We start from the raw sequence: 12938 nt of genomic DNA on the forward strand, positions 1-12938 counted from the left end.
ATTCTACTGAGCATCTATGAAACTCAATAAAAACTATATAAGTATTAGAGATAAATGGTGGGCGCTGCCCCTCATCTTACCATCTTTACTGTTGCCGTTATTAAGCACTGCCAATACCTACGCGCATATTAGTACCGGTACTGTCATCCTTTTCTACATGCCTTTAGCGCTGACGATTAGCCTGATGTTGTTTTTTAGTTGGGCGGCACTGCCAGGAATAATCATTGCTATCGGTTGGTACAAATATCCGCAGGTTGGGTTATTTGAAACGCTGTCAATTATTACGCACTTTATAGTTACAATGGTGCTTAGTTGGGGCGGATATAAAGTTTTTGCTCCCCGGCGAAACAACGTGGCTCATGGCGACTCCCATCTGATGTTTCAGCGAATGTTTTGGCAGGTTTTCTGTCCGGCAACGCTATTCCTGATCCTTTTCCAGTTCGCTGCGTTTGTTGGCGTATACGAGAGCAAATCAGGTATGGTGGGCGTTATGCCCTTTAATACAGGAACGTTGATCAACTACCAGGCTATGCTGGTAGGAAACCTTGTGGGTATTCCTCTGTGCTATTTTATAATCCGAACCATTCGAAACCCGTTGCATATACGGGGCTATTTTTCACAATTAAAGCAGCAGTTTGACACTAAAGTCACGCGAACAGAATTTGCTGTCTGGTTGATAATATTGACTTTATTGATGGCTTTGCTGTGTATGCCGTTAAATGAACAGAGTTCGATATTCAGCACAAATTATACCTTGTCTCTGTTACTGCCCCTCATGTTATGGGGCGCAATGCGTTACGGTTATAGATTTATTTCAATGATATGGACAGTCGTGTTGATAACTGCCATTCATTATTATCAGCGCTATATGCCCTGGTATTCGGGTTACGATATACAACTTGCAATTACTTCTTCGAGTTACCTCGTTTTTTCTTTCATCGTAAATTACATTGCCGTGCTGGCAACGCGTCAGCGATTTGTCACCCGACGCACACATCGTCTGGCATATTTTGATCCGATGGTGCATTTGCCAAACCTGCGGGCATTGAACCTAACGCTGAAAAAAGCGCCATGGTCAGTGCTCTGTTTTCTGCGTATACCGGGCATGGAACTGTTGGTGAAAAACTACGGTATTATGCTGCGTATCCAGTACAAGCAAAAACTTTCTCATTGGATAGCGCCGTTGCTGGAACAAGACGAATATGTTTTTCAACTATCCGGTAATGATTTAATTCTGCGTTTTAATACTGAGTCGCATCAGCAGCGTATTGAAGCGCTGGACAAACATATCAGGCAGTTTCGTTTTGTCTGGGATGGTCTGTCCCTACAACCGCAGGTTGGGATCAGTTTTTGCTATGTTCGCTCACCTGTTAACCACATCTATCTGTTACTGGGGGAGTTAAGCACCATCGCCGAGCTCTCGCTGGCAACCAATATGCCGGAGAGTTTGCAGCGACGTGGCGTAATGCACCTGCAGCGGGATCTGAAAGATAAAGTGGCGATGATGAACCGTTTACAGCAGGCGCTGGAGCATGATCGCTTCTTCCTGATGGCACAGCCGATTTTTGGCGTGCGGGGCGATGTTTATCATGAAATCCTGCTGCGTCTTCAGGGCGATGAAGGTGAAACGATTGCGCCTGATAATTTCTTACCGGTAGCCCATGAGTTTGGGTTGTCATCCAGCATTGATCTGTGGGTCATTGAAAATACGCTGAAATTTATGGCGCAGAGTCGGGAGAAAATGCCCGCTCATCGTTTTGCGATCAATTTATCGCCCACGTCTGTATGTCGAGCCAGGTTTCCTCAAGAAATCAGTCAGTTGTTGGTGAAATATCAGGTTGAAGCATGGCAATTGATCTTTGAGGTTACAGAGAGCAATGCGTTAACCAATGCGGAGCAGGCCCAGGCAACATTGCTGCAACTGCAAGTACTGGGCTGTCAGATCGCGATCGATGATTTTGGTACCGGCTATGCCAGCTATGCACGGTTGAAAAATGTGAGCGCTGACATCCTGAAGATTGACGGAAGCTTTATCCGTAACATTGTCTCAAATAGTCTCGACTACCAAATCGTGGCCTCGATTTGTCACCTGGCGCGGATGAAAAAAATGTTGGTGGTGGCGGAGTATGTCGAAAGCGAAGAAATACGTAGTGCGGTGATTTCTCTGGGGATTGATTATTTGCAAGGCTATCTGATCGGTGAGCCGCGGCCGCTGCATCAAACTCTGGAAGAACAGGTGCCAGCCACGCTGGCACCTGCCGATCACTCACGCAGCGATATCGGGTGAGTTTTCTTCCTCAATTTTAAGGCGCCAGCCTGTGACAGCCTCCCAGTATTGCTGTTCTTTTTCCAGATCGAGCAGCACCAGCGCGTTCTGGCTAAACCAGTCGTGCGGGAAGCGTAGCGTCCAGTGGTTATCGTCGGTAATCAACGTGAGCGTCGGCGGTGTAGTGGTTGCCTGGCGCTGGTTGTTGAGCAATACCCCAAGTCGCAACAGCTGAATTAGCGGCAGGAACTGCTTTTTCTTGAACAACGTAAAGCGGGGCAAATCATCCAGCTTAACCGCTTTACGATGATAGCGAACCAGGGTCGCCATCATCAGCTGTTGCTCCTGGTTGAAACCTGGCAGGTCGCTGTTTTGCAGAATATAAGCCGAGTGGCGATGCAGTCCGCTGTGGTTGATGTTCAGCCCGACTTCATGCAGCATAGCCGCCCACCGGAGCAATGCTTCCAGTTGCGGGTTTGCCAGTTTAGGTTGCTGCGCATGCCACTGATCGTACATCTGCATGGTAGTTTCCAGTACGCGTCGGGCTTGTTCGCTGTCGATATTGTACTGGTTTGCCAGACTACTGGCGGTACGGCTACGAACATCCTGGTGGCGAAAACGGCCTTCCATTTCATACAGTACGCCTTCACGCAACGCGCCATCGGAAAGTCGGAGTTCACGAATAGCGAGGGCATCAAAAACGCCGCACAGTATTGCCAGACCGGGAACAAAAACCGCCTTTCGTTCTTCTGACAGCCCCGGCATGCTGAGTGCCTCAAAGGAAGCATGCTTCAGGACTTCAGTTGTCAGCTTGTCCAGACGTTCAGGGGTGATAAAACCATCTTTCTCACCCATTTCCAGCAGCACTTCATGCGCTGCTTTGATGGTGCCTGAAGCTCCCAGTGCTACATTCCAGCCCTGAATTCGAAATTGCCAGGTGAGCGTTTCCAGCTTTTGCGCTGCCGCCATACGGGCGCGCTGGAAGTTTTCCCGGCTGATCGCACCACCCGGAAAGTACATCTGGGCAAAACTGACGCAACCCATACGGCGACTTTCGACCAGTTTAGGCTCGAAATCTTCACCGATCACCAGCTCTGTCGAACCACCACCGATGTCGATAACCAGCTTACGGCCCTTTTCTGGCTGTGTATGTTCCACGCCCATAAAAATCAGTCGGGCTTCTTCGTTACCGGAAATTATTTCGATCGGGTAGGGGATGACCTTTTCTGCTCGCTTAAGAAAATCAGTCGCATTTAGCGCCTGGCGCAAAGTATGGGTTCCCACGATGCAGACGCTGGAGGGAGGAAATCCCTGCAGACGTTCAGCGAAAAGTGACAGACAGCTTAAGCCGCGTTCCATCGCTTCTTCGCTTAGCTTGTTGTCCGCGCCAAGGCCGTCCGCCAGATGTACGCGTTGTTTCAGTCGCCCGATAATTTGCATTGCGCCATCGACCACGCGGGCAATGACCATATGGAAACTGTTTGAACCAAGGTCGACCGCAGCAAATTCCTGCGGTCGTGGAGACTTGTCGTGTATTGGCATAGAGTTAGTCAGGTTGCTCGAGTGATTTGATGTAGTCGTAAATCGCTAATTGTGACTGAACCTTACGACGGTTTCCGCGCGGTACGTAGCGATTACTCAGTTCTTTATCAATAAAGCGGGCTTTCACCGTGTCGCTGAACAGGATATCGATAATATCCAGCACGCGCTGCTTAAGGCGCGGGTCAAGAAGCGGTGTGGCAACTTCGATACGATAATCGATGTTTCTTGTCATCCAGTCAGCAGAGGAGAGATACACCTGCTTATCGCCCCCGTTCTCAAAGATATAGACCCGGTCGTGTTCGAGATAGCGGTCAACAATGCTGATAACGCGAATATTATCACTGATGCCTTCCAAATTCGGGATCAGTGAGCACATACCGCGGATCAATAAATTAACGGGGACACCTGAACCTGAAGCCGCATACAGGCGGTCAACCAGCCCTTTATCGACCAGATTATTCAGCTTCAGGGTAATGCCAGAAGGCAGCCCTTGCTGTGCATTAGCGATCTCTTTGTCAATCATGCTGTACAGCAGGCGCCGTGAGTTTTGCGGGGAAACCAGCAGATAATCGAACGTTACCGGGCGATACGGGTTTTCGATGAAGTTAAACACCCGACGGACTTCGTTGGTAATGCGCGAATCGGCAGTCAGCAACGAGTAGTCGGTATACAGACGCGCTGTTTTTTCGTTGAAGTTCCCGGTGCCGATATGTGCATAGCGCACGACGTCATCACCTTCTTTACGCGAAATCAGGAACAGCTTGGCGTGAATTTTCAGCCCTGGCGCGGAGAAGATGACGTGGACCCCCGCTTCGGTAAGGCGTTTAGCCCAATGAATATTGGCCTCTTCATCGAAGCGCGCCTGCAGTTCCACCACCACGGTTACTTTTTTACCGTTATGCGCGGCATGGATCATCGAGTCGATGATGCGCGAATCTTTTGCCACACGGTAGATGTTAATTTTTATCGCCAGCACGCTCGGGTCGAATGAGGCCTGGCGCAGCAGTTCAAGAACGTGTTCAAAGGTGTGATACGGATAATAAAGTAACACATCGCGTTCACGTACGGCATCAAAGCCGTTGCGAAACTTCTCGTTATCGAACCAGATATGGCGCAGACGCGGCAAGGGTTTGTTCACCAGGTTAGCTTTGCCAACGTTGGGGAAATTAATAAAGTCTTTGAAGTTATGATAACGCCCGCCGGGGACAATGGAGTCGTAGCGAGAGATCGTCAGCTTTTCACGCAGTACTTCAACCAGCGCATTGGGCATATCGCGCTGATAAACAAAACGTACAGGCTCCGCGGTCAGACGTTGCTTCAGGCTGGAAGACATGAGCTCCATCAGGCTCGATTCCATCTCATGCACCAAATCGTACTCGGCGTCGCGGGTCATTTTCATCGAATAGGCATTCAGCGCATCGTAATCAAAGAACCCTTTGAAAATATCGTCAAGGCAATAACGTAAAATGTTGTCCAACAGGATCATCGGCTTGCGACGGCGCGGGGTCTCCGGCGGCAAATTCACAAAACGGGGAACCTTATCGGAAGGGATTTCCAGCAGCGCGTAGCGGATCGTATCACCACGGATAATCTCTACCGCCAGATAGGTGTAGTCATCTTTCAAAAACTGGACTAAATCCGTCTCGCGGTTAATCAGGATCGGCGTGATGTGCTGGCGAAGATATTGCTTGAAGTAATGACGCAACCAGCTTTGCTGATTGACCGATAGCTGGCGTTCGTTGATTAAGAAAATCTGATTGCGCGCCATCTCCAGCAGCAACTCGTTGTAAAGACCGTCAAATTCCTGATCGGCTTTTAATACGCGGGCCTGGATTTTGCCTAACAGATGGCGGGAGTGAGAGTTTGAACCCTGTTCTTCGCTAATAATGATCCGGCGCTTCAGTTCGGCAAAACGCACCTTATAAAACTCGTCGAGGTTATTGGAATAGATGCCTAAGAAACGCATCCGTTCGATCAACGGGTTTGATTTATCAGCAGCTTCCTGGAGTACACGTTCGTTGAACGCTAACCAACTGAGTTCTTTCTCGATGTATAGCTTTTCCTGACCCATTACCACTTTTACTCCGTTTCATTCACGGGACACTACCGATTTATTATGGCGAGCATTGCTCTCAGATGTCCAACTGTGCCAGAAAAATATGACAATAAACCGTCTGATAGCAAAGAGAAAGGGGGAGCGTAGATGAATACCGGTGGTATTAACCGGAAAAGGTAGTTATGCCTGTAAGCCGGATGGTGACATTCGGCTTACAGGTTGAATTTTATTATTCGTCGGCCGCATAGCCTTTTGGCGGTAAGCGGATGCCATCCAGCCATGCAGCGTTATCACGCATCTTCAGGCGACCATCAATAAACCAGCTTACCACCAGTGGGTAAATGGTATGTTCCTGCGCCTGAACCCGGGCAGTAATATCATCTTCGCTGTCGCCTTCAAATACCGGAACTTTGGCCTGAAGAATAACCGGTCCACCGTCCAGTTCATCAGTGACGAAATGGACTGAGGTTCCGTGTTCTTCATCCCCATTTTCCAGCACCTGACGATGGGTATGCAGGCCTGGATACTTGGGTAATAAAGAGGGATGGATATTCAGCAGTCGTTCAGAATAGTGAGCGACAAACGCCGGGCTGAGGATGCGCATATAGCCGGCCAGCACGACGACATCGGGCGCCCAGGCGTCAATCTCTTGTATTAGCTGGCGGTCGAATGCTTCGCGGCTGGCAAAGTGGCTTGCTTCCAGGGAATGTGCCGGAATATTTTCCTCTCGTGCACGAACAAGGCCGAACGCATCGGCCTTGTTGCTGAATACTGCACGTATGGTGCCACTGATTTTTTTCTGTTTGCAGGCATCGATTATTGCCTGCAAATTGCTTCCGTTGCCGGAAATGAGCACCACAATGTTTTTCATTCAATGACCACACGCTGTTCGGAATCAGACGCTTTGATGATACCGATTTTCCAGGCGTTTTCACCTTTTGCATTCAGCAGAGCGAGCGCACTTTCTACTTCGGATTCCGGCAGAGCAATGACCATGCCGACCCCACAGTTGAAGGTGCGGTACATCTCGTGCTGACTAACGTTACCCGCAGTTTGCAGCCAGTTGAAGACGGCCGGCCACTGCCATGAGGATTCGTCGATGACGGCCTGAGTATTGTCTGGCAGTACGCGCGGAATATTTTCCCAGAAACCCCCGCCGGTCAGGTGCGCGATAGCGTGCACATCAACCTTCTCGATCAGTTCCAGAATGGATTTCACATAAATGCGCGTCGGTGCCAGCAGGTGATCGGCCAGTGATTTACCATCCAGTTCGGTTGTTTCCGGGTCGCAGCCGCTGACTTCAACGATCTTACGCACCAGGGAATAACCATTGGAGTGTGGGCCACTGGAGCCGAGTGCAATCAGCACATCGCCATCAGCCACTTTTGAACCGTCGATAATCTCTGATTTTTCAACGACGCCGACACAGAAACCTGCCACGTCATAATCTTCACCGTGATACATCCCAGGCATTTCAGCCGTTTCACCACCAACCAATGCACAACCAGACTGTAGGCAACCTTCGGCAATGCCGTTGATTACGCTGGCTGCGGTGTCCACATCCAGTTTACCCGTTGCATAGTAGTCGAGGAAAAACAGCGGTTCAGCGCCCTGAACCACGAGGTCGTTTACACACATCGCCACCAGATCAATGCCGATGGTATCGTGGCGTTTCAGATCCATCGCCAGACGCAGTTTTGTCCCTACGCCATCAGTGCCGGAAACCAGTACAGGTTCACGATATTTTTGCGGCAATGCGCACAGCGCACCGAAGCCACCCAGACCACCCATCACTTCCGGGCGACGAGTTTTCTTTACTACGCCTTTGATTCGATCAACCAGAGCATTACCTGCGTCAATATCAACACCGGCATCTTTGTAGCTAAGAGAGGTTTTATCGGTCACTGCCTGGTTCCCCACGTGTTTACTTGCAGTAAAAGTTAAATTCGGCGCAATTCTAACAGGGAAAGCAAACGTTTGCGAGCCTGCTTTGCATTGACGTTTATCTGCTGAGTATTTCAGCATTTTCCAGTCGTTTATCCATTTGTTTGAACTGCGCCACGAAAATGAAACCGGGTTCAGTCTTGTGCTTGAAACCTGCCTGCTGAATGCACAGTATCGTACTGAAACCGGTTTCTGTTTTCTGTTGCGAACCACATCAGGTGTGTTTGAACAGTGCAATCACGAGAGGGGAAACGTATGCCTGGGTTTAAAGCAGATTTTATGTGGGGCGGCGCTGTGGCTGCTCATCAACTGGAAGGCGGCTGGCAGGAGGGCGGTAAAGGGATTAGCGTTGCCGATGTGATGACGGCTGGGGCCCATGGGGTAGCGCGTGAAATTACCGACGGCGTGATTGCAGGCAAAAATTACCCTAACCACGAGGCCATCGATTTTTATCATCGCTATCAAGATGATATTAAGCTGTTTGCCGAAATGGGCTTTACGTGCTTTCGTACCTCCATTGCATGGACGCGTATTTTCCCGCAAGGTGATGAAGCACTGCCCAATGAAGCCGGATTGCAATTCTACGACGATCTCTTTGATGAATGCCTGAAGTATGGGATTGAACCGGTGATTACACTGTCGCATTTCGAGATGCCTTATCACCTGGTGACGGAATATGGCGGATGGCGCAATCGTAAACTGATTGATTTCTTTGTCCGTTTTGCCGGGGTGGTTTTCACGCGCTACCAGCGTAAAGTGAAGTACTGGATGACGTTTAATGAAATCAACAACCAGGCTAACTTCCATGAAGATTTCGCGCCGTTTACCAACTCCGGCCTTAAGTATCAGCCGGGTGAAGACCGCGAACCGGTCATGTATCAGGCTGCACACTATGAACTGGTGGCGAGCGCGCTGGCAGTAAAGGTTGCACGTGAAATCAACCCGGCATTGCAGGTTGGGTGCATGATCGCTATGTGTCCTGTTTATCCACTGACCTGTGCGCCAGACGATATGATGATGGCGATGAACGCGATGCACCGTCGATACTGGTTTACCGACGTTCACGTACGGGGCAAGTATCCGCAGCATCTGTTGAACTACTTTGCGCGTCGCGGCTTCGAACTCGATATTACTGAAGAAGACCGACAAATACTGGCTCAGGGCTGCGTCGACTATATCGGTTTTAGCTACTATATGTCCTTCGCGACTCAGGCAACGGCAGATAACCCGCAGTTGGATTACGACGAATCGAAAAGTCTGGTGCCCAATCCGTATGTGCAGAAATCAGACTGGGGCTGGCAGATTGATCCGGTTGGTCTGCGCTATTCGCTGAACTGGTTCTGGGATCATTATCAGCTCCCGCTGTTTATTGTTGAAAACGGGTTTGGCGCGATTGATGTACAGGAAAGTGACGGCACGGTGAACGATCAGTACCGCATTGACTACCTGGCAGCCCATATTCGTGAGATGAAAAAAGCAGTGGTGGAAGATGGCGTGGATCTGATGGGCTACACACCGTGGGGCTGCATTGATTTAGTGTCAGCGGGAACCGGCGAAATGAAAAAACGCTATGGATTTATTTATGTCGACAAAAATAATGACGGCAGTGGGACATTAGCACGGTCTCCTAAGAAATCTTTTTCATGGTATCAAAATGTTATCCGGAGTAACGCTGAATCTCTATAAAATTCAGTGTATTGATATTAAGCCCCGCCCATATTACGGGGCTTGTTTTATACTCATCTTCCAGACGTAAATGACTTTGGTTGATCCATATCAAGCGTATCCAGTGTTGCGCCAGAGACGAAAAGCGGTATAATCCGGCGATTTTTTTTGTGGTTGCCACTCGTCTGAGGAAAGGAGAAGAGTATGAAGATCGTGGAAGTCAAACACCCACTCGTCAAACACAAGCTGGGACTGATGCGTGAAAACGACATCAGCACTAAACGCTTTCGTGAACTCGCCTCGGAAGTTGGCAGTCTGCTGACTTATGAAGCAACTGCAGGTCTGGAAACCGAAAAGGTGACCATTGAAGGTTGGAACGGCCCGGTTGAAGTAGACCAAATCAAAGGTAAAAAAATCACCGTTGTACCCATCCTGCGTGCGGGCCTGGGTATGATGGAAGGCGTACTGGAGAACGTTCCGAGCGCGCGTATCAGCGTTGTGGGTATGTACCGTAACGAAGAAACCCTGGAGCCGGTTCCATACTTCCAGAAGCTGGTATCTAATATTGATGAGCGCATGGCGCTGATCGTTGACCCGATGCTGGCAACCGGTGGTTCCGTTATCGCGACCATCGACCTGCTGAAGAATGCAGGCTGCACCAGCATTAAAGTACTGGTCCTGGTTGCGGCACCAGAAGGTATCGCGGCACTGGAAAAAGCACACCCGGATGTTGAGCTGTACACCGCATCTATCGATCAGGGGCTGAACGAGCATGGATACATTATTCCGGGACTCGGCGATGCCGGCGATAAGATTTTTGGTACCAAGTAAATGAATAAATAAAAAGAAGCCGACTTTAAGAGTCGGCTTTTTTTTGAATAAAACAACCCAATCGCTACTAACACACAATACTCAGAGGAAAACACTATGACGCGCCGTGCTATCGGGGTGAGCGAAAGACCGCCGCTTTTACAGACAATCCCGCTTAGTTTGCAGCACCTGTTCGCCATGTTTGGTGCAACGGTTCTGGTGCCAGTCCTGTTTCATATCAACCCGGCTACCGTCCTGCTGTTTAACGGCATTGGTACGTTGCTGTATCTCTTCATTTGCAAAGGTAAAATTCCAGCCTATCTGGGTTCGAGCTTTGCGTTTATCTCCCCGGTACTGTTGCTGCTACCGTTAGGATATGAAGTGGCGCTGGGCGGTTTTATTATGTGCGGCGTTCTGTTCTGCCTGGTTTCTTTCATTGTGAAGAAAGCCGGTACTGGCTGGCTGGATGTTATGTTCCCGCCTGCCGCGATGGGCGCAATCGTTGCCGTCATCGGGCTGGAGCTGGCGGGTGTTGCTGCGGGCATGGCGGGATTGTTGCCTGCTGAAGGGCAATTACCAGACTCGAAAACCATCATCATCTCAATGGTGACGCTGGCCGTAACGGTATTTGGCTCTGTGCTGTTCCGCGGTTTTATGGCGATTATCCCGATTTTGATTGGTGTACTGGCCGGTTACGCGCTTTCCTTTGTGATGGGCGTTGTGGACACCACACCCATTGCGCAAGCTCACTGGTTTGCTCTGCCGACGTTCTACACACCGCGCTTTGAGTGGGTTGCTATTCTGACTATCCTGCCTGCGGCATTAGTCGTTATCGCCGAACACGTAGGCCACCTGGTCGTAACGGCCAATATCGTGAAGAAAGATTTGATTCGCGATCCTGGCCTGCACCGTTCGATGTTCGCCAACGGCCTGTCGACGGTGATCTCCGGCTTCTTTGGTTCGACGCCTAACACCACCTACGGTGAAAACATCGGTGTTATGGCGATTACTCGCGTATACAGTACCTGGGTTATCGGCGGAGCGGCGATTTTTGCGATTCTGCTCTCCTGTGTAGGTAAACTGGCAGCTGCGATCCAGATTATCCCGCTGCCGGTAATGGGGGGCGTATCGTTGTTGCTGTACGGCGTCATCGGCGCTTCCGGTATTCGCGTGTTGATCGAATCAAAAGTCGATTATAACAAGGCGCAAAACCTGATTCTGACGTCTGTTATTTTGATCATCGGCGTAAGTGGCGCGAAGGTTCACATTGGTGCTGCGGAACTGAAAGGTATGGCGCTGGCGACCATCGTCGGCGTTTGCCTGAGCCTGATTTTCAAAGTCATCAGTCTGCTGCGTCCGGAAGAAGTGGTTCTTGATGCTAAAGATGCGGATAGCCCGCAACAGTAAGTCTCTGACCGGGCAGCGCTGCTGCCCGGTTCTATCACGACGTATTTCTGTGTTAAACTCATCTCGATTTTATGAAATCCTGGGTTGAGGTATCTCTGAACACACCGGCACAGCTCTCTCTGCCACTTTATCTTCCTGACGATGAAACCTTCGCAAGTTTCTGGCCGGGGGATAACTCCTCTTTACTGGCTGCACTGCAAAACGTGCTGCGTCAGGAACATAGCGGGTACATTTATCTTTGGTCGCGTGAAGGCGCAGGCCGTAGTCACTTGCTGCATGCGGCATGTGCAGAACTGTCTGCACGCGGTGATGCGGTAGGGTATGTGCCGCTCGATAAACGAACCTGGTTCGTACCCGAGGTGCTTGACGGAATGGAGCATCTGTCACTGGTATGCATCGATAATATCGAGTGTGTCGCCGGAGATTCTCTTTGGGAAATGGCGATCTTTGATCTCTACAACCGCATCCTGGAATCAGGGAAAACCCGCCTGTTGATCACCGGCGACCGTCCGCCGAGACAGCTGAATTTGGGGCTGCCGGACCTTGCCTCACGTCTGGACTGGGGGCAAATCTACAAGCTTCAGCCGCTTTCCGATGAAGACAAGCTACAGGCTTTGCAATTACGTGCCAGATTACGTGGGTTCGAACTGCCTGAAGATGTAGGACGTTTCCTGCTTAAGCGTCTGGATCGGGAGATGCGTACGCTGTTTATGACGCTGGATCAACTGGACCATGCTTCGATCACCGCTCAGCGTAAGCTGACGATTCCCTTCGTAAAAGAAATTTTGAAGCTGTAAGTGCCGCAGCCGAAAAACTGCGGCAGTCTTAAGATTAACCGACGATTTCCAGCACTTGCTCAGGTGGGCGACCAATCCGTGCCTGACCCTTCGCTACCACAATCGGTCGCTCCATCAGCTTCGGGTTTTCGACCATCGCCTGAATCAGCGCATCTTCACTCAAACTGCTGTCCGCCAGGTTGAGCGATTTGTAGAGATCTTCTTTCTGACGCATCAGTTCGCGAGCGCTGGACATTCCCAGCATCTTCAGCAATTCACGCAGTGTCGCTGCATCAGCCGGGGTTTCCAGATAGAGCACGACTTCTGGCTCTACACCGTTAGACTTGAGTAACTCCAGCGTTTCACGGCTCTTTGAGCAGCGTGGGTTATGGTAAATTTTAATCGCGTCTGACATGACTTCTCCTTGCATGACGATTCGGCCGACCTATTGTGCCTGCCGCAGGCCGGATAA

10 protein-coding genes are annotated in these 12938 nt (G+C 50.2%); 5 read left to right on the forward strand and 5 right to left on the reverse strand.

Annotation, left to right across the window (positions count from 1 at the left end; genetic code table 11):
• Window positions 1-16 precede the first annotated feature (16 nt).
• Complete coding sequence (locus tag ACLJXE_RS00495; protein ID WP_410749809.1) at window positions 17-2287, forward strand: EAL domain-containing protein; 2271 nt, start codon at window positions 17-19, stop codon at window positions 2285-2287.
• On the opposite strand, the gene ppx is transcribed toward ACLJXE_RS00495, so the two are convergent.
• The 4 genes from ppx to purM form a co-directional block, all read right to left on the reverse strand.
• On the reverse strand, window positions 2267-3808 hold the full coding sequence (ppx, locus tag ACLJXE_RS00500) for an exopolyphosphatase (protein WP_271440151.1): 1542 nt from the start codon (window positions 3806-3808) through the stop codon (window positions 2267-2269). The two genes, ACLJXE_RS00495 and ppx, sit on opposite strands and share 21 nt — an antisense overlap.
• Before the next feature lie 4 nt (window positions 3809-3812).
• Entirely contained in the window at window positions 3813-5879 is a 2067-nt protein-coding gene (ppk1, locus tag ACLJXE_RS00505) for a polyphosphate kinase 1 (RefSeq protein WP_286628911.1), read from the reverse strand.
• Between the two features lie 214 nt (window positions 5880-6093).
• The gene (gene purN, locus ACLJXE_RS00510; RefSeq protein WP_410749810.1) at window positions 6094-6735 is read right to left on the reverse strand and encodes a phosphoribosylglycinamide formyltransferase; all 642 of its coding nucleotides are present in this window, start codon (window positions 6733-6735) and stop codon (window positions 6094-6096) included.
• Complete coding sequence (purM, locus tag ACLJXE_RS00515; protein ID WP_286628914.1) at window positions 6732-7769, reverse strand: phosphoribosylformylglycinamidine cyclo-ligase; 1038 nt, start codon at window positions 7767-7769, stop codon at window positions 6732-6734. The genes purN and purM overlap by 4 nt, the downstream gene beginning before the upstream one ends.
• Window positions 7770-8063: 294 nt before the next feature.
• Here purM and ACLJXE_RS00520 point away from each other — a divergent pair, with 294 nt between their 5' ends.
• The 4 genes from ACLJXE_RS00520 to ACLJXE_RS00535 all read left to right on the forward strand — a co-directional run bounded on the left by ACLJXE_RS00520 (window position 8064) and on the right by ACLJXE_RS00535 (window position 12487).
• Window positions 8064-9494, forward strand: coding sequence for a 6-phospho-beta-glucosidase (locus ACLJXE_RS00520; protein ID WP_410749811.1), 1431 nt, complete (start codon window positions 8064-8066; stop codon window positions 9492-9494).
• Between the two features lie 183 nt (window positions 9495-9677).
• Window positions 9678-10304, forward strand: a complete 627-nt coding sequence (gene upp, locus ACLJXE_RS00525) for a uracil phosphoribosyltransferase (protein ID WP_003835110.1) — start codon at window positions 9678-9680, stop codon at window positions 10302-10304.
• 96 nt (window positions 10305-10400) lie between these two features.
• Window positions 10401-11690, forward strand: a complete 1290-nt coding sequence (gene uraA, locus ACLJXE_RS00530; protein ID WP_003835107.1) for a uracil permease — start codon at window positions 10401-10403, stop codon at window positions 11688-11690.
• 95 nt (window positions 11691-11785) lie between these two features.
• A complete protein-coding gene (locus ACLJXE_RS00535) occupies window positions 11786-12487 on the forward strand; it encodes a DnaA inactivator Hda (RefSeq protein WP_211924219.1) in 702 nt (233 codons plus the stop codon).
• A gap of 34 nt (window positions 12488-12521) precedes the next feature.
• Here ACLJXE_RS00535 and arsC read toward each other — a convergent pair whose 3' ends face one another.
• Window positions 12522-12881, reverse strand: coding sequence for an arsenate reductase (glutaredoxin) (arsC, locus tag ACLJXE_RS00540; protein ID WP_137384773.1), 360 nt, complete (start codon window positions 12879-12881; stop codon window positions 12522-12524).
• Between the last annotated feature and the right edge of the window lie 57 nt (window positions 12882-12938).

It is taken from the genome of Citrobacter sp. U14242, assembly GCF_046555775.1.
Lineage (GTDB): Bacteria > Pseudomonadota > Gammaproteobacteria > Enterobacterales > Enterobacteriaceae > Citrobacter.

Coding starts and splice junctions, on each gene's coding strand:
- uraA (WP_003835107.1), top strand. CDS start 10,401: ATGACGCGCCGTGCTATCGGGGTGAGCGAAAGACCGCCGCTTTTACAG.
- arsC (WP_137384773.1), bottom strand. CDS start 12,881: ATGTCAGACGCGATTAAAATTTACCATAACCCACGCTGCTCAAAGAGC.
- purN (WP_410749810.1), bottom strand. CDS start 6,735: ATGAAAAACATTGTGGTGCTCATTTCCGGCAACGGAAGCAATTTGCAG.
- upp (WP_003835110.1), top strand. CDS start 9,678: ATGAAGATCGTGGAAGTCAAACACCCACTCGTCAAACACAAGCTGGGA.
- ACLJXE_RS00495 (WP_410749809.1), top strand. CDS start 17: ATGAAACTCAATAAAAACTATATAAGTATTAGAGATAAATGGTGGGCG.
- ppx (WP_271440151.1), bottom strand. CDS start 3,808: ATGCCAATACACGACAAGTCTCCACGACCGCAGGAATTTGCTGCGGTC.
- ppk1 (WP_286628911.1), bottom strand. CDS start 5,879: ATGGGTCAGGAAAAGCTATACATCGAGAAAGAACTCAGTTGGTTAGCG.
- ACLJXE_RS00520 (WP_410749811.1), top strand. CDS start 8,064: ATGCCTGGGTTTAAAGCAGATTTTATGTGGGGCGGCGCTGTGGCTGCT.